This window comes from uncultured Dokdonia sp., assembly GCF_947492815.1.
Lineage (GTDB): Bacteria > Bacteroidota > Bacteroidia > Flavobacteriales > Flavobacteriaceae > Dokdonia.
Genome location: NZ_CANLOB010000032.1, coordinates 23,945 through 40,927 on the forward strand (window position 1 = coordinate 23,945; position 16,983 = coordinate 40,927).

Genomic DNA, 16,983 nt, shown 5'->3' on the forward strand with positions numbered 1-16,983 from the left:
CTTTCTCCATCAAAGTTCCTACAACAATCACTTAAAAAGTAATGACTGTCTTCACTTACAAAGGCAAAATACATCTTTCACAAAAGTGTCTTACAAAGTAGTAGTGTTCATAGTCTATCAAAGCGATTTTTACACCACTAAGACACACATACGTTTTACCAAAACCTTTGCACTAATGCGATTATAAGTTGCCAGAGCAGGCTATACACATATCAAATCTAGTCTCATGACTGTTTTCATAAAGGTACTTCTCGTATAAAGTCATCCTACCCAGTTAAGGTTATTCTATTTATGAGCATATTGCTTAATCAAAAGCAAAATTTATAGCATCTGTTGTTTCACCACTTCCCAAAACTATTTTTAGGTCTATAGGATGTGATGTGTAATTCATATTATCTATAGTTATTTGTAATTTCATTTGAATCGGAACGTACGATTTTCCGTGTCGAGAGTATTTAAAAGATCCTGATCTACGTATACTCCCCGAAGGCCTAAAATCTCTAAAACTCGCGCCAGGTTTAAAATAATGAATAGGTCCTATGTCTACAATCATTTCCTTTGAAGTCACATCATATTCGGACTTTCTATTCCATAATGCGGCATCAAATGGTAATTCTTTATAAAAGCCTGCTGGTTTGATATACCCACTAGCTAATTTCTTTTTTTGTTTATAGCGTTCTATAATAATTTTAGGTTGATGCCTTTCAATATCAATAGTTCCTTCTATTGTACACACTAATTCTTTATATTGAATTACTCTACTTGAAAGCAATGTATAACCCGACATCTCTTCTGCAACACTTCCAAACGGAGCTTCGACTGTTTTATGGGCTTCTGCAGAAGAAGGTGAATTAGAAGCATAAAAATGATAGAACTTCGTTTGTAGAGTTCCTGAAGGTTTTAATTTTAACCCAAAGTTCAGTTCATTTAAATGCACATAAGAATCTATAAGTTGTGCAAATTGAATTTCTGTTGGTCGATCTCCATTTTCAAAATATGTCTTTAATACTTCTCTTTGTTCTCTCATAATGTTATTTTATCATTCTCCAAGTTAATCCCCTGTTCATATGTTTGTCAAAAATAGACTCCTTTTTTTAAAATTATATTACGTTTTCTCAATCAGATCAGTAGTTTCAGTAGATCTTTAAAAACTTATTTTAGTATTTTAGAATGACATAATGTTACTCTTTTATTAAATAACCTCTATATCATTTCTAGTATCAAAAGTAAATGAAGAAATCAAAAATCAAACTATTATTTCAAGATCAGATCAGTCGTTTCAGTCTTATTTATAAAAATAAAATATCAAAAAAACTTCTATAATAATACCTTACCAAGACGTAAGAAATATTAATATCCAATCTCATTTTCAAACCTCATCTTGAAGCCCTCATACATCATTTAAGTTTAAAATCTTTTGGATACTTTCTATAATTATAAGGTACCCCAAATAGTTCTTTCTGAATTACCTTGAACAACTGTGAATGTTCTTGGATTATACCCACTATTATATACAGATGCTCCTACTAGTCCTGTTTGCTCTGCAAAATTATAATATTCATTTCCTATTCGTAGGTTACGGATATATCCTATATGTGCTGATGCCTGTGCACCTTTAAAAATTTCATCTATAGTCCATGTATAATCGCTATTTCCTATCAAAGTTTCTGGATGATCATTCAATTTTATAAAGATATCATTATCAGCATCTCTACGAAGTCTTACAAAATTATCTTCTGCTACTGTAGCATCTAGATTACTATTTTCTCCAAAAGTGGTTCCATTTAATGTTAAAATAGGTCTTGTCCCATTAAAATAGAAAGTGTTATCACCTAGTGCACTACTACTATGCCCTAACATGCTTTGAACAACTCCAGATTGAATATTATTAACTCCAAATTCTACAGTAAACGCTCCTTGCAATACATGTGGTTGATCAAAAGAAGCTGTATTTTCTTGATTTAAATGTAATACGTTTAATCGTTCTTTAGACTGTCCACCTCCATTAATCCAGTAATTTCCTGTCGCTTCTAACAAGTCTATAGGAACGGTATATGTCCCCTGTCTATATATTATACAGCTAGGAACAGAATTTAATACAAGATCACTTGTTGTATTTAATCTAAATGATACACTTGTAGCATCATATGATGTTATCATTAGAGGATGACTACCAACAGAAGCTTCATTTAAGACAATAGTTGGTGCTAAGTTTCTACTCATTTTAACTTCAGGATGATTAATAGTTACTATATCTGTTGAAGTATCAAATGTATAGCTGAAATAACTATTAGGGATATTATCTGATGACGTATTAACAAATGTAAGATTACTATTATCTATATTTATTTTAATTGGAAATCCATTTGTAGCGGTAATACGCATAATACCTATTCTACCCCCTACAGAACCTCCTATAATATATCCTTTTGATCCATCACTCTCATCTGCTGTTGCTAGTAAGCTACCTACTACATTATCGGCATTAGGATAACATACTGCAAATTGAAAAGATCCTGTACCAAAAGGGTCTGTAATAATAAACCTTGCTCCTATAGGTTTATGAGTAGTATTATCTAATAAATCAAATTTACCAGTTGTATTATTTTTTCTTAGTACACATTGTACATTAAAAGGTGTTATTCTTTCCCATCCGTCACTTTTTCTAATAAAATGCACAACATCGTGAAGGTAATTATCAACCACCGCAATATCTCCTTCTTGAGAATTTTCTAATAAAATGAGTTCTCTCAAATCAACAGGGTTCGCAAGTGTTAGATATGTTGTTTTTACACCTTTTGATACTTCTAGTGTCTGTTGCAAATTTTGAATATTCTCAATAGGTATTTGGTCTTCCTTATGCCAAAAACTATCCCAAGTATTTGAAAATTGTGATTCTGTAGGTCTTAGCCCTCTTTTAAACCAGTTTTTAATTGTATTAATTGATACTGTCATTTTACTAAATTCTATTTTTAAAGTTTATATATTTTGGGTGTTTAAGTTTTCTCTAATGGGAGCACTACACTCTTATTTTAATCAAAGAATCATTCTAGAAAGAATTAACGTGACTCTCATCATTTTTACTGTTGTCAAAAGTAAATGAGGAAATCAAGAATCACACTATTATTTCAAGATCAGATCAGTCGTTTCAGTAGTTCTTATCAAACACTTTAAACATAACATCAATGATATATTCATGCCTTACTTCTTCGTATTATTGGCATTTTGTCATCTTGATTTCCTTCATTACAACGTACACTTCAAAAATAAAACATGACTTCATATATTGGGTGTGATTTTCAGTATCAGATCAGTAGTTTCAGTGTTTTACTGAGGGCTCAAATAATATGATATACTACTGAAAATTGCATAAGTCGTTGTAACTTTGATACAACGTATTCAAAAATGCACTATGCGACTAGTTATAGAAGATACTTTTACTAAAGAACTCCCTGCCGACCCTATTACAACAACTGAAAGACGACAGGTAGAAAAAGCTTGTTTTTCTTATGTAACTCCGAGAATTCCATCAGCTCCTTCATTACTACACATTTCTAAAGAAGTAACTGAAACGCTTGGTTTTTCGGAAGAAGATGTGCAATCAAAAGAGTTTCTGGATATGGTCACTGGAGCCAACGTTCAAGAGGGTACTTCTCCATATGCAATGTGTTATGGTGGTCATCAGTTTGGACATTGGGCTGGTCAATTAGGAGATGGTAGAGCCATTAATCTTACCGAGATCACACACAATAATAAACGGTGGACATTACAACTTAAAGGCGCTGGAGAAACTCCCTATTCCCGTACGGCAGATGGATTGGCAGTACTTCGTTCTTCTGTGCGAGAACATTTATGCAGTGAAGCCATGTTTCATTTAGGCGTTCCTACCACACGATCATTATCACTGTCTTTATCTGGAGATCAAGTATTAAGAGACGTTTTATACGATGGTAATGCCGCTTATGAAAAAGGAGCGATTGTATGTCGCGTGGCACCTAGTTTTATACGCTTTGGAAGTTTTGAAATTTTTGCAAGCCGACAAGATACAGAGACACTTAAAACTCTTACAGATTACACGATTAAGTATTTTTATCCGCAATATGAAAGCGGCACTAAGGAAGGGTATCTTGGATTCTTTAATGAAGTCGTGCAAAATACCCTCAATATGATTGTTCATTGGCAACGTGTCGGGTTTGTACATGGTGTAATGAATACCGATAATATGTCTATTCTCGGACTTACCATAGATTATGGTCCTTATGGCTGGCTAGAAGGCTATGAACCCGGATGGACTCCTAATACAACCGATCGTCAAAACAAACGCTATCGCTATGGAAATCAGCCTCAAATAGGCTTATGGAATCTGCTACAACTTGCCAATGCACTCGTTCCGCTTATTGGGGAGACTGCACAGTTAGAAGCCATTTTGCAAAGCTATCATACAGAATACCCTAAGAAGTATCTATCTATGATGCGTGATAAATTAGGATTGCAGTTAGCGTTAGAAACTGATAGTCAATTGGTAGCTGATCTTGAAAAAAACCTCCAAGCTTCTGAAACAGATATGACCTTATTTTTTAGAAACCTCTCTCAAGTTTCTAAAAATGATTCTACTAATGTGAAAGATGCTTTTTTTGCTTTCGCGAAAGCGGCCTTCTACAAACCTGAAGAGATTATAGGAGCGATCTATACACGTTGGGAATCATGGTTTCAAAACTATCTCCAACGACTTTCACAAGAACGCCTAACGGATGTTGAACGTACCGTACAAATGAATAAAGTAAATCCTAAATATGTGTTGCGCAATTACATCTCACAGCTTGTAATTGATGAAGCTGAAAAAGGGAATTACGAATTACTAAACGAGATCCATACGCTTCTTAAAAATCCATACGATGAGCAACCTGAACATGAACGTTGGTTTGCCAAACGTCCTGAGTGGGCACGTCATAAAGTAGGATGTTCAATGTTATCGTGTAGTTCCTAAATATCTAACCCTATTTTGATGGAAAATGCCATCCAACGTTTAAAAGATATAATTACTACTGCCAATTTATGGGAGCAAGAATTGGTACTGAAAAGAGACACCTATATTAAAGATGCAAATACGATTGATACGCATCTTTATTTTCTTGAAGAAGGAAGTGTACGTGTTTATTTTACAGAAGATGCTAAAGAACATATTGTATACTTTGGTTATAAAGGATCATTAGTATCTGCTATCGATTCATTTTTGACAGATACTACTTCTAAACTATGCATCAAAACCATCAAAAAAACAACCGTAAAAGTCATCTCTAAGAAACAATTTTTAGCATTTATTCAAAAAGAGAAAGAAATAGTAACACTTTGGCAACACGTACTTTCTCAGCTCCTAGTTATGCAAATTGATCGAGAGAAGACCTTATTACTTGACGCACCAACCTCGAGGTATCAACATGTCTTAGACACACATCCTATGTTATTTCAAAAAATACCGCATCGTTATATTGCTTCCTATTTAAGAATGACGCCTGAAACATTATCAAGAATTCAGAAATCTTGATTTCAATCAATACTTTTGGGGAGAATTCATTGTAACATTGTGTTATCAACTACCTACCCTATGTCATTTGATTTTGATACGTATCAGTTTACACGCTTAGAAGAAGGAGATAGTACGTTATTGTTCCATCTTATACAATCTAATAAGCAACGATTACAAGACTTCTTTGCTGGAACAGTTTCTAAAACCGCTACACTAGAAGCTACGCAAGCGTATTGTAAAGAAGTCATGACACGTATAGAGGATCGCTCTTATTTTCCTTATATCATTAAAGAGAAGGCATCTCAACAGCTCATAGGGTTTATAGATATAAAGAATATAGATTGGGACGTCCAGAAAGCTGAGTTAGGTGCTTTTATAGATAAGAACTTTGAAGGGAAAGGGATTATAACACATCATCTTACAATGCTTATAGATCGTATCGTAAAAGAACATGGTTTTAAAAAACTCTTATGTAGAATTGCCAAGGAGAACAAGAGAAGTATTCAAGTTGCACTAGCGTGTGGTTTTGAATATGAAGGTACTGTTAAGTGTGACTATCGTACTACAGATGGACGATTAGTCGATTTAAATTATTATAGAAAGTTGTTTCAATGAAAGCCAAATACGACAAGATAGGAATTGATTATGATCTGACTAGAAAGGCTGATCCATATCTTATGGAGCGTATGTTATATCATCTGCAACCCACTGTAGAAGGCGTATATCTAGATATTGGGTGTGGTTCAGGAAATTATACACATGAGTTCCAACAATATGGAGGACAGTACATAGGCATTGATCCATCTATGACGATGTTAGATAAAGCAAAAAAGAGAAATACGGCTATAGACTGGAGAATAGGTACTGCAGAAGAAACAGGATTAGACACTGAAAGTGTGCATGGAATGACTGCTTTTTTAACCCTACACCATTGGCCTGATATTCATAAAGGAATCGCAGCATTAGCAAATGTGCTAAAACACAAAGGCCGTATGGTTATTTTCACCTCGACCCCTAAACAAATGAAACAGTATTGGTTATGTCATTACTTTCCTAAAATGCTTGCGGGTTCTATCGCACAAATGCCTTCTTTAGCATCTATTACAAAGTCATTAAATAATGCTGATCTTGAAATCATCACAACAGCACCATATAGTATTCATCCTGATTTACAGGATCATTTTTTATATTGTGGCAAGCACAATCCAGCAATATATTTTAAGCCACAAATTCGAAATGGGATTTCATCATTTTCTGCTTTAGCGCATACAGAAGAAGTCATCCAAGGGCTTGCAAATCTTAGAAAGGATATTGATTCTGGAGGTATTCATCGAGTGATGAAATCTTATGAAAATGATCTAGGAGATTATGTTTTTATTGTTGGAGAGAAGAATTGTCTTTAATTTGTTTGTGAGAACAGTACGTATACATGAATAAAAAACAATTACTCATACTTGGATTGTCATTACTTATATTACTAGTAATAGGCATTTTAATGTCAAAAAAAGTACATCTAAATCCACTTTATGAAGTAGGTCAGAAAATAGATAGTCTAGATGGTGTCTATGTTTATTACAATGGCGGAGTTGGAAATGTTAATGGGAGAAGAGTCACCAAAGATGGATATAATCTAGGATTAAAATATCAATGTGTTGAGTTTGTAAAACGTTATTATTACGAAGAATTACATCATAAAATGCCAGACAGTTATGGTCATGCAAAAGATTTCTTTAACCCAAGAGTAAAAGACGCCAGTATAAATAAACAGCGAGATTTAATTCAATACACAAACACAAGCATCTCTAAACCAAAAATAAAAGATTTAATTATTTATTCAGGAACATTATTCAACACATATGGTCATGTTGCTATTATCTCTAAAGTAACTGAAAATAAAGTCGAAATCATCCAACAAAACCCTGGATCTTTTGGAACATCAAGAGAAACTTATACATTGAAAAAAGTTGATGGGAAGTGGCATATCGATAACCAACGAATTCTAGGTTGGTTAAGGAAACCATAGAAGTCTTGATAAATATCTTCCATTGTATTAAGAGTAAACATTCTTCTCTAGTAAAGAAGGAATACCTTTACGCTGTTAATTCTTCTTCTCTCCTACTCACACTCCCTAAATACACATAAAACTGAACCCCAAAGAGTAACGATGCTACTACCAAGTGTAACGGTTGTGTTCCAAATGGAAAATCTATATAATACATGGCAATTCCTGTCACAACTTCTAATGCGATAAGAATTAACACCCATAGCAACAGATTTGCATGTCCTAATAGATATTTTCGGTTACGCCAGAATAGGTATACATTCAATACCGTCACGAGTATAGAAAATGATCTATGTACATAAAACATCACTGTAGGCGGATTCAACCATTGGTCTTTGGCTTCATATCCTAGAGCAATAACTTGTTCATCTATATATTGACGTACTTGAGTTCCAAATGCTACCTGAACTAACGTCAATACGCCAGCTAATAACACTAAGTTCTTAAATAGAGGATCATACTTTTTAAATTTTAATGCTTCGCTCTCCCTATGATCGTGAATCTCACGAGTTCGATTTCGCGAAAGCGTACTCCCCTCCTTCTCCTGAGACTTATACCATAGATATAATAAAAGCGCTACAATAACTAAGGCTGCAATCAAGTGAATGGTAATCTTTACTGGTAATAGATTGGAATCTACGACTTGTTTTCCCAACCATGCTTCAAACCCCATAAGTGGTAGTACAAAGAAAGACCCAAAAATGAGCCATGGGCGTCGTCTCCAATACCAAAAAGCACTTATAATCATTAAGAGAATTGGTATTCCTGCAAGTACTGTTACTTGTCTATTAATATATTCTATCCATGTTTGTAAGACATTAAATTTGGCATAGTCATGCTTGTCATACGTAGACCAATTATTTTCAGCATATGTACTTCCAGAAGTAAAATCTTTGGAAGCAATACGCAATGATTCTTCTACAATAATAATGTATCCTTCTTTATATTCTTTATGAGGTTCCCATTGGATTTGTGCTTCTTCTGTAGGAGGTATATAGTATCCAAAACATTTTGGCCAATCGGGACATCCCATACCACTCCCCGTCATCCTAACAACAGCACCAGCAATGATAATAAGGTATAAGAATATGATAGATATTTTGAGGGTTGTTCTGTACATAGGTAGTTAGATTAAAGTACAATAGGGTTCAAAAAAATCCCGCGACGAGCGCGGGATATATTTAGCTATATGTTTTAAGTGCGCTACACTTGTTAAAACATCGTTTCCTTAAATATGTAAGGGTCTATCTTCTGTAGCAGCAAGAGCAGCTTCTTTTACCGCTTCTGCATAGGTTGGGTGTGCATGACTCATACGTGCAATATCTTCTGCACTTGCTCGGAATTCCATAGCGGTAACTCCTTCTGCTATAAGGTCTGCTACACGAGCGCCTACCATATGTACTCCTAGTACTTCATCGGTAGTTTTATCTGCTAAGATTTTTACAAATCCGTCTATATCTCCACTTGCACGACTACGTCCTAAAGCACGCATTGGGAATTGTCCAGACTTATAGGCTACACCAGCTTCTTTTAATTGTTCTTCTGTTTTTCCAACAGAAGCCACTTCTGGCCATGTATACACAACACCTGGAATTAAATTATAGTTGATATGTGGTTTCTGTCCTGCTAATGTCTCAGCAACAAATACACCTTCTTCTTCGGCTTTATGTGCAAGCATTGCTCCTTTAATGACATCACCTATCGCATAGATATTAGACACATTAGTTTGTAAATGCTCATTTACTTCTATTTTACCACGCTTGTCAGTAGGAATACCCACAGCTTCAAGGTTTAATCCTTCTGTATATGCATGACGCCCTACCGCAACCAATACATAATCAGCTTTAAATTCTACCTCTGTATTTTTCTTATTGTTGGTCGCTTTTACGGTAATTTCATCTCCATTACGCTCTACAGAAGTCACTCCATGAGACAATGCAAATTTCACTTTTTGCTTCTTAAGCGCTTTGAGTATTTCTTTACTTTGAGCACTATCCATTCCAGCAATCAGACGATCCATGTATTCTATCACCGTTACCTCAGCACCTAGTCTCTTGTATACTTGTCCAAGTTCTAAACCTATTACTCCACCACCTATCACAATCATGTGCTTAGGAACTTCTTTAAGTTTTAAGGCTTCTGTGGAAGTAATGATACGTTCTTTATCTAAGGTTATAAAAGGAAGTGTACTTGGTTTTGATCCTGTAGCAATAATGGTGTTTTTTGCTTCGATCGTTTCCGTTTTCTCTCCTTCTATTTGGATATGTGTTGCATCTTTAAAAGATCCCACACCTTGGTATACGTCTATTTTATTTTTCCCCATTAGGAATTCAATTCCTTTTGTGGTCATATCGACAACGCCTTGCTTACGAGCAATCATTTTTTCTAGATTAAACTTTACGTCACCTACTTCAATACCATGCTCATCAAAATGCTTGATAGCATCTTCATAATGGTGTGAAGAGTCTAGTAAGGCTTTAGAAGGGATACATCCTACATTCAAGCAGGTTCCTCCTAAGGTGTTGTACTTTTCTATAATGGCAGTTTTCATTCCTAGTTGTGCGCAACGTATCGCTGCTACATATCCTCCAGGTCCAGAGCCTATAACGGCTACATCATATGAACTCATAAGTTTTTTTTAATATAGTCGTACAAAGGTACGAACCGTTACTTGAGTTTAAAAGTTTATGTGGGATTGTTTTTACTATTAGTATACGCTTTCGCGAAAGCGTATACAATAAAAATAACGGTATTTAAAAAGTAGTTTGAAATGTTATTCTATTATATATCAATTCTATGAGAAGCTGAAACAAGTTCAGCTTGACAACAATTATTTTTTTAGAAATGTTCATTTTTAGTACGCTACTCGATCTACGATTTCGAGTCCATAGCCTATCATACCTACGCGTTTTGTCCCATCACTATTAGATAGTAATTTAATTTTGGTAACAGAAAGGTCGTGAAGTATTTGTGCGCCTATTCCAAAATCTTTGGAATCCATTATGATGTTTGGAGCTTTCATAACGCCTTCTTTTTGGTTCTTTTTAAGCTCACTGAGTCTTCCTAAAAGATTGGCAGCTGTACTATCTTGATTAATAAAGACAATAGCACCTTTTCCTGCATCATTAATCACCCTAAACATATCGTCCAGTTTCTTGTCTGCATTATTCGTAAGTGTACCTAGAATATCATTATTGATCTGTGTTGAATTTACACGTACTAATACAGTTTCTTCTTTTGTCCAACTTCCTTTGGTTAGGGCAATATGTACTTGGTCATTGGTGGTTTGTTTATAAGCACGTAATCTAAAATCACCAAAGCGTGTTTGTATATCAAAGTCGTCTTTTTTCTCAATAAGGCTATCATGCTCCATACGATAGGCAACAAGATCTTCGATAGAGACAATTTTTAAGTCAAATTTTTCGGCTACTTCTAGCAGTTGTGGTAAACGTGCCATGGTTCCGTCTTCATTCATGATTTCTACAATCACTCCGGCAGGTTCAAATCCAGCAAGCCTTGCAAAATCTATGGCTGCTTCGGTATGGCCTGTACGACGTAATACGCCTCCTTCTTTCGCTTTTAAAGGAAAGATATGTCCTGGTCTACTTAAATCGTGTGGCTTCGTGGCTGGATCAGTCAATGCGATAACGGTTTTAGCGCGATCACTTGCAGAAATTCCTGTGGTAACGCCTTGTCCTTTTAAATCTATAGAAACCGTAAATGCTGTTTCCATAGGGTCTGTATTACTAGTTACCATCATATTTAATTGCAGGTCATCACAACGATCTTCGGTAATAGGCGCACAAATCAATCCACGACCATGTGTTGCCATAAAATTGATCATCTCTGGAGTTGCAGCACCCGCTGCGGCTACAAAATCCCCTTCATTTTCACGGTCTTCATCATCTACCACAATGATCACTTTACCTTGTCTGATGTCTTCTATGGCTTCTTCTATAGTATGGAGTTGGGTAGTACGTTCTGCAGTCACTTGCATTGTTTGAAATTTTGATTACAAAGATACGAATTATGATATGTTTATTAGGTGTAGGAAATGATAGTTACTCTAAAGTATTCATATCTTCTTTAATCTTTTTCTTAAAATAAAAATAGGTTATAAGATAAAATGGTATGCCAAGTATTTCTGCTACAAGAAAGGCATTAGCTCCTTCTTTTACTTTCCCCATAGATTTATATATTTTTCTAAAAGAATTAATAGAAATATAGTAGAAAACTACATATATTAAAGATGAAAATATATTAACTAGTAAAGCAATTTCTCTTGTTAAAAAACCAGAGAATGTTTTAAATAATAATGGAGTAAACGAGATTATTAAAGAAAGTAATGCTAAACCATAAAATATAAAAGTTACTATTGAATATTTCTTATAAGCATTATAATATCTTTCAGCATCATTGTATTCTTTATTTTCATAAAACCCTTGAACCTTCAGATTTTCTTTCGTGATTCCTAGTGCATCCAATCGATCTAAAGCACCGTATCGTAGGGCTTCACTATAGTTATATTGTTTATAGTTTTTTACGATCTCTTTTAGTTGATTAATAGAACGTGCATCAAGTAGTGCTACCTCTTCTTCTGTTAAGGTATACTCAATTTTTTCTTCTATAACTTCCTTTTCTTTTTTCTTCTTTCCAAAGATTTTCTGAAGTAATAAACGCACAGGATCTAGATCTATAAGTCCTTGGTCTGTTGTGGCTCTATAGGTGAGATAGACGCCTATGGGTAGTGTAATAAATGTACTTAACCAACTTGCTGTAAAAGCAGATAGTGTTCCATCTTCTGCGCTGTTTTTTGCAAATATGCCTATAAAGTGAAATGTCAAGAAAAGAACCACTCCTACTACTATAGGTAATCCTAACCCTCCTTTACGAATAATAGCTCCTAGAGGTGCTCCTACAAAGAATAATACAATACAACTAAATCCAAGAACATACTTTTCATGAATCGCAATCTCAAATTTGTTAAGGCGCTTTACATCTACTGCATGTATTTTTTTTCTTCGTTCTATAGAGGTGATAGCATTCCCTATACTAGATTTTACAGTCTGTAAAATAGCAACCTTATCGGTGAGATTATAGTTATCTAAAAGGACTTCTTGTATGGTATCTTCTACAGGTAATTTAAAATCTTTTACAGGTTTAAAATTAGCTTTTCGTACAAAGGTCTGGCCAAAATCTTTTCTACTTTTATCATACTTTATCGCTAATCCTGTTAATGAAGAATCTAACTCTTGTACGTTAAGCATTTGATAAGAATTATCTATTCCTTTTTTATCAAGATCTACTCCTCCATTAAGTACGCCTAAATCTATATTAAGTGTATATGTCTCAAAGTAACTCTTTGCAAAAGGTTCTCTTTTTTGCTTTTTATAATCTGTTTGTTTTACTTCATTATAATAATTACCGTCCGTAAGTTTTAAAGAAAGTATAGGTGACTCTAAAGAACTTATCAATTCGCCTTCTTTTGCTTTTATAACAGTAAAATTACCAACACGCCCTGGTTCTTTTTTATGTATAATCACATCTTCAAGGTACTGATCTCGATCTCCATATTTATTAGCAACACGTATATTGATTTCCTCTCCTATCGCATTAAACTGTCCAGAACGAATAATCATAGCAGGTTTTAACTTTCCTATATTATTACGAAGATTCCTAAACTCAAATTGAGAGGCTGGAATCACATAATTTGCAAATAAGAAGGAAGTAATGCCTAAGAAAACAATAAATACGATGAGGCTTTTCATAGCTCTCTGTAATGAAATCCCTGTCGATTTCATTGCCGCAAATTCATAATTCTCAGCAAAATTACCAAAGGTCATGATACTCGTAAGTAATACAGAAAGTGGTAAAACTAGCGTAACAAGACTTGGCGTTACAAATAATAAAAACTTAAGAATTACGCTAAAGTCAAGGTCTCGACCCGCAAGTTCTTGTATATAAAGCCAGACACTTTGTAAAACAAAAATGAACATCAATATGATAAAGATGCTCAAGAATGTTTTCACGAACGTGAAAAGTATATAACGATCTAGTATTTTCATTAATTAGGAAATCGAAAACAAAAATACAATACCTTCTTCATTCCTACAGTACTGTGCTTGTTATATTTTGTTAATATAATAATCTGCGTACTTACTTTGATCAAATACAAATGCATTTGCAGACATTGTTTGATCAGGTTTAAAAGAATTTACTGTGATTGTAATTTTAGTATCGTTCTTTTGTACAATGATCAATCTATAAATGTGTTTTGTTGTAGTATCAACTCCTAATAATGTATGTTTTACCTCACTATTAGAATCCATAGGAGTTAATTTCACATATTGTATAGTACGTCCATTTACTTTTTGAGTAATATCCATTTTTTGAGTATACCCATCATTAAAAAACGATAGCATTTTTGAGGGCGTAATTGCATTTGGATCTTGATCATTTAAAGCACTTACAGTTACCTCTTCATCTTCTGGAACAATAGTATAAATATTAGATCCATCAAAAATTTGCTTTGTTCCTAATAAATTAAGCGCATATAAATCTCCTTTTAATACGACATTTCCCTTGGTTTCTTGGTTTACACCTTGCGCTTCGTTGGTCAATGCGTATTTAAAGTCGATCGCTATATTTTTATAGCTTTTGACTTTACTGTCTACTTCTTTAAGTAATGACTGTGCTGATTGCGCTTTCGCGAAAGCGTACCCACCTACAATTAACATCATACTTATTAAAAATCGCATACTAACTTTATTCATTTCCTTCATTATTTAAAAGTTGGTCTAGAGCCATTATATCTGGTACGAGTACTTGACGTGCTTTACTACCTTCAAAAGGTCCTACAATGCCTGCTGCTTCCAGCTGATCTATAAGACGTCCTGCTCTATTATATCCTAGTTTGAGTTTACGTTGTAATAAAGAGGCACTTCCTTGTTGTGCAATCACCAATACTTCGGCGGCTTCTCGGAAGAGTTTATCTCTATCACTAGCATCTATATCAAGACTCGTGCCACTTTCTTCACCTACGTATTCTGGTAAAAGGTGTGCATCTGGATAAGCTTTTTGCCCTCCAATATAATCTACAATACGTTCAACTTCAGGAGTGTCTACAAACGCACACTGAATACGTACCACTTCATTTCCTTGTGTATATAACATATCTCCTCTACCTATTAATTGATCTGCACCAGAAGTATCTAAAATAGTACGACTATCAATTTTTGAGGTTACTCTAAAAGCAATACGCGCTGGGAAGTTTGCTTTAATAATACCCGTAATTACATTTACAGAAGGTCTTTGGGTCGCAATGATCAAATGAATTCCAATAGCACGTGCTAACTGTGCTAAACGTGCAATAGGGGTTTCTACTTCTTTTCCAGAAGTCATAATTAAATCTGCAAACTCATCTACCACCAATACGATATAAGGTAGAAATTTATGTCCATTATTTGGATTGAGCTTACGGGCTTTAAACTTAGCGTTATACTCTTTAATGTTACGACACATGGCGTTTTTAAGAAGGTCATAACGTGCATCCATCTCAATACACATAGAATTAAGTGTATTAATTACCTTAGAATTATCTGTAATAATAGCTTCTTCGGTATCTGGAAGTTTTGCCAAGTAGTGACGTTCTATTTTATTAAAGAGGGTGAGTTCTACCTTTTTAGGATCTACGAGTACAAATTTTACTTCGGCTGGATGTTTCTTATATAATAAGGATGTCAATATTGCATTCAGTCCTACTGATTTTCCTTGTCCTGTGGCACCCGCCATTAATAAGTGAGGCATTTTGGCAAGATCTACCACAAAAGTTTCATTAGAAATCGTTTTACCTAAGGTTAATGGTAGTTCCATCTCTGCTTCTTGAAACTTAGGAGAAGCCACAGCAGATCGCATAGAGACAATTCTTGGCTTTTTATTTGGTACTTCAATACCTATAGTTCCTTTTCCAGGAATAGGAGCTATAATACGAATACCAAGTGCACTTAAAGATAATGCAATATCATCTTCTAAGTTTTTGATTTTAGAGATACGAATTCCTGCTTCGGGTACAATTTCATATAAGGTTACTGTAGGTCCAACTGTTGCTTTGATATTTGCAATCCCTATCTTATAGTTATTTAAGGTCTCTACAATTCGGTTTTTATTTTCTTCTAGCTCTTCTTGGTTAATGGTAATTCCTTGCCCTTTAGTATAATCTTTTAATAGATCTATAGGCGGAAATTTATAATGTCCTAATTCTAACGTAGGATCAAACTCTCCAAAATCATCTACAAGTTTATCACTCAGATTCTTTTTAACTTCTTTTTCTTCTACAGGAGCTTTTATTTCGATGTCTATTTGTTCTGTTACTTCTGGAGTAACTACTAATTCTGGTTCAGGGTCAGGAGTTGTAATTTCCATAGGCGGATTTACAACTTCTCCTTTTGTTTTCTTTTTACCAATAGTAGGTTGTAAATTTTCTACATTCATTTCAAATGTAGATTTTCCAGATGTAATTTCTTCTTCGGTATTTTTAATAACTTCTTCTACAATCGCAGGTGTTTCTTTTATTTCTGAATCTGCTATTGGTGTTTCTATTTTTTCAGGAGATTCAGTTATCTCAACAGGAGTTTCTTTAAACTCATCAGATAATTGATCTTTTGTACTTTTAAAGAAGGTTCCGACTTTATCAGGTGTCATTTTAAGTCTTATCACGGCATACGCTATTGCTAGAAACGCCAAAATAAAAGCAGCTCCTATGCTTCCTAAATAATCTTGTAAGTAATCATTAATTTCATAACCTACTTGTCCTCCAAGAATATCGTTCTGTTTATGGAAAAAACCAAAGAATACTGAGAGCCATATCATCACTAAAATACCCCAAAACCAAAACTGTCTTAATTTTGCTTTTGCATAATCAAAGAAATAATATACCCCCGATATGGTAAGGAGTGCAGCTATAATAAATGCTGCAATTCCAAATCCTTTGTAGATAAAAAAGTTACTTACTCCTGCTCCAAAATTACTTAACCAGTTCTTGGTTTGCGCATCTCGATCTGAGAGATCTGCAATGACACTTTGGTCTACTTTCCAAGTAAATAAATAAGAAATAAAGGAAAATAACAAAGCGATTCCAAGAAAGAACAAAAAACTTCCTAGTATAATCTGTTGTTGTCTAGAAAGTTTAAAGCTTATAGGTTTTCTGGGTGTCTTTGTCTTTTTAGGTTTACTTTTAGTCGTTGTTTTCTTTTTAGCCATTAAGCTAGTGATTGGATTGTGTTGTTAGGTTAAAAATACAAATATGAAACGGAAATATAGATGATTTGGTGCCCTATTACTGCTTTTTGTAAACAGAAATATCTTCAGTTATCATTAATATTATTTTTATAATCTA

13 protein-coding genes are annotated in these 16,983 nt (G+C 34.3%); 5 read left to right on the top strand and 8 right to left on the bottom strand.

The features are described from left to right. Positions 1-304 precede the first annotated feature (304 nt). Together Q1A01_RS20875 and Q1A01_RS20880 are read right to left on the bottom strand one after the other, a co-directional pair. Complete coding sequence (locus Q1A01_RS20875) at positions 305-1,027, bottom strand: hypothetical protein (protein ID WP_299684762.1); 723 nt, start codon at positions 1,025-1,027, stop codon at positions 305-307. Positions 1,028-1,434: 407 nt separating this feature from the next. Then, positions 1,435-2,955, bottom strand: coding sequence for a hypothetical protein (locus Q1A01_RS20880; RefSeq protein WP_299684764.1), 1,521 nt, complete (start codon positions 2,953-2,955; stop codon positions 1,435-1,437). Between the two features lie 457 nt (positions 2,956-3,412). Here Q1A01_RS20880 and Q1A01_RS20885 point away from each other — a divergent pair, with 457 nt between their 5' ends. From Q1A01_RS20885 to Q1A01_RS20905, 5 genes are read left to right on the top strand one after another with little or no spacing between them, the layout of a single operon-like run. Next, complete coding sequence (locus Q1A01_RS20885; protein WP_299684767.1) at positions 3,413-4,987, top strand: protein adenylyltransferase SelO; 1,575 nt, start codon at positions 3,413-3,415, stop codon at positions 4,985-4,987. Positions 4,988-5,005: 18 nt separating this feature from the next. Continuing rightward, positions 5,006-5,545 carry a Crp/Fnr family transcriptional regulator gene (locus tag Q1A01_RS20890; RefSeq protein ID WP_299684769.1) on the top strand — a complete coding sequence of 180 codons (540 nt, stop codon included), beginning with the start codon at positions 5,006-5,008 and terminating at the stop codon, positions 5,543-5,545. 60 nt (positions 5,546-5,605) lie between these two features. Next, complete coding sequence (locus Q1A01_RS20895; RefSeq protein ID WP_299684771.1) at positions 5,606-6,142, top strand: GNAT family protein; 537 nt, start codon at positions 5,606-5,608, stop codon at positions 6,140-6,142. Further along, on the top strand, positions 6,139-6,930 hold the full coding sequence (locus Q1A01_RS20900; protein WP_299684773.1) for a class I SAM-dependent methyltransferase: 792 nt from the start codon (positions 6,139-6,141) through the stop codon (positions 6,928-6,930). Before Q1A01_RS20895 ends, Q1A01_RS20900 begins: the two co-directional genes overlap by 4 nt. 26 nt (positions 6,931-6,956) lie before the next feature. Continuing rightward, positions 6,957-7,550: a CHAP domain-containing protein gene (locus tag Q1A01_RS20905; protein WP_299684775.1), complete on the top strand. Its 594-nt coding sequence runs from the start codon at positions 6,957-6,959 to the stop codon at positions 7,548-7,550. Positions 7,551-7,617: 67 nt separating this feature from the next. Here the strand turns inward: Q1A01_RS20905 and Q1A01_RS20910 are convergent, their stop codons facing one another. The 6 genes from Q1A01_RS20910 to Q1A01_RS20935 form a co-directional block, all read right to left on the bottom strand. Beyond that, the gene (locus Q1A01_RS20910) at positions 7,618-8,709 is read right to left on the bottom strand and encodes a COX15/CtaA family protein (RefSeq protein WP_299684777.1); all 1,092 of its coding nucleotides are present in this window, start codon (positions 8,707-8,709) and stop codon (positions 7,618-7,620) included. 108 nt (positions 8,710-8,817) lie between these two features. Continuing rightward, positions 8,818-10,218, bottom strand: a complete 1,401-nt coding sequence (gene lpdA / locus Q1A01_RS20915) for a dihydrolipoyl dehydrogenase (protein WP_299684779.1) — start codon at positions 10,216-10,218, stop codon at positions 8,818-8,820. A gap of 225 nt (positions 10,219-10,443) precedes the next feature. Next, positions 10,444-11,586 carry a 3,4-dihydroxy-2-butanone-4-phosphate synthase gene (gene ribB / locus Q1A01_RS20920; RefSeq protein ID WP_299684781.1) on the bottom strand — a complete coding sequence of 381 codons (1,143 nt, stop codon included), beginning with the start codon at positions 11,584-11,586 and terminating at the stop codon, positions 10,444-10,446. Between the two features lie 64 nt (positions 11,587-11,650). Continuing rightward, a complete protein-coding gene (locus tag Q1A01_RS20925; protein WP_299684783.1) occupies positions 11,651-13,654 on the bottom strand; it encodes an LptF/LptG family permease in 2,004 nt (667 codons plus the stop codon). A 60-nt stretch (positions 13,655-13,714) separates the two neighbouring features. Further along, complete coding sequence (locus Q1A01_RS20930; RefSeq protein ID WP_299684785.1) at positions 13,715-14,362, bottom strand: outer membrane lipoprotein carrier protein LolA; 648 nt, start codon at positions 14,360-14,362, stop codon at positions 13,715-13,717. Continuing rightward, complete coding sequence (locus Q1A01_RS20935) at positions 14,355-16,847, bottom strand: DNA translocase FtsK (protein ID WP_299684787.1); 2,493 nt, start codon at positions 16,845-16,847, stop codon at positions 14,355-14,357. Before Q1A01_RS20935 ends, Q1A01_RS20930 begins: the two co-directional genes overlap by 8 nt. Positions 16,848-16,983: the final 136 nt, after the last annotated feature.

Excerpts from the sequence above, each read along its gene's own strand:
- Q1A01_RS20875 (WP_299684762.1), bottom strand. The coding sequence starts at position 1,027 with ATGAGAGAACAAAGAGAAGTATTAAAGACATATTTTGAAAATGGAGAT.
- Q1A01_RS20880 (WP_299684764.1), bottom strand. The coding sequence starts at position 2,955 with ATGACAGTATCAATTAATACAATTAAAAACTGGTTTAAAAGAGGGCTA.
- Q1A01_RS20885 (WP_299684767.1), top strand. The coding sequence starts at position 3,413 with ATGCGACTAGTTATAGAAGATACTTTTACTAAAGAACTCCCTGCCGAC.
- Q1A01_RS20890 (WP_299684769.1), top strand. The coding sequence starts at position 5,006 with ATGGAAAATGCCATCCAACGTTTAAAAGATATAATTACTACTGCCAAT.
- Q1A01_RS20895 (WP_299684771.1), top strand. The coding sequence starts at position 5,606 with ATGTCATTTGATTTTGATACGTATCAGTTTACACGCTTAGAAGAAGGA.
- Q1A01_RS20900 (WP_299684773.1), top strand. The coding sequence starts at position 6,139 with ATGAAAGCCAAATACGACAAGATAGGAATTGATTATGATCTGACTAGA.
- Q1A01_RS20905 (WP_299684775.1), top strand. The coding sequence starts at position 6,957 with ATGAATAAAAAACAATTACTCATACTTGGATTGTCATTACTTATATTA.
- Q1A01_RS20910 (WP_299684777.1), bottom strand. The coding sequence starts at position 8,709 with ATGTACAGAACAACCCTCAAAATATCTATCATATTCTTATACCTTATT.
- lpdA (WP_299684779.1), bottom strand. The coding sequence starts at position 10,218 with ATGAGTTCATATGATGTAGCCGTTATAGGCTCTGGACCTGGAGGATAT.
- ribB (WP_299684781.1), bottom strand. The coding sequence starts at position 11,586 with ATGCAAGTGACTGCAGAACGTACTACCCAACTCCATACTATAGAAGAA.
- Q1A01_RS20925 (WP_299684783.1), bottom strand. The coding sequence starts at position 13,654 with ATGAAAATACTAGATCGTTATATACTTTTCACGTTCGTGAAAACATTC.
- Q1A01_RS20930 (WP_299684785.1), bottom strand. The coding sequence starts at position 14,362 with ATGAATAAAGTTAGTATGCGATTTTTAATAAGTATGATGTTAATTGTA.
- Q1A01_RS20935 (WP_299684787.1), bottom strand. The coding sequence starts at position 16,847 with ATGGCTAAAAAGAAAACAACGACTAAAAGTAAACCTAAAAAGACAAAG.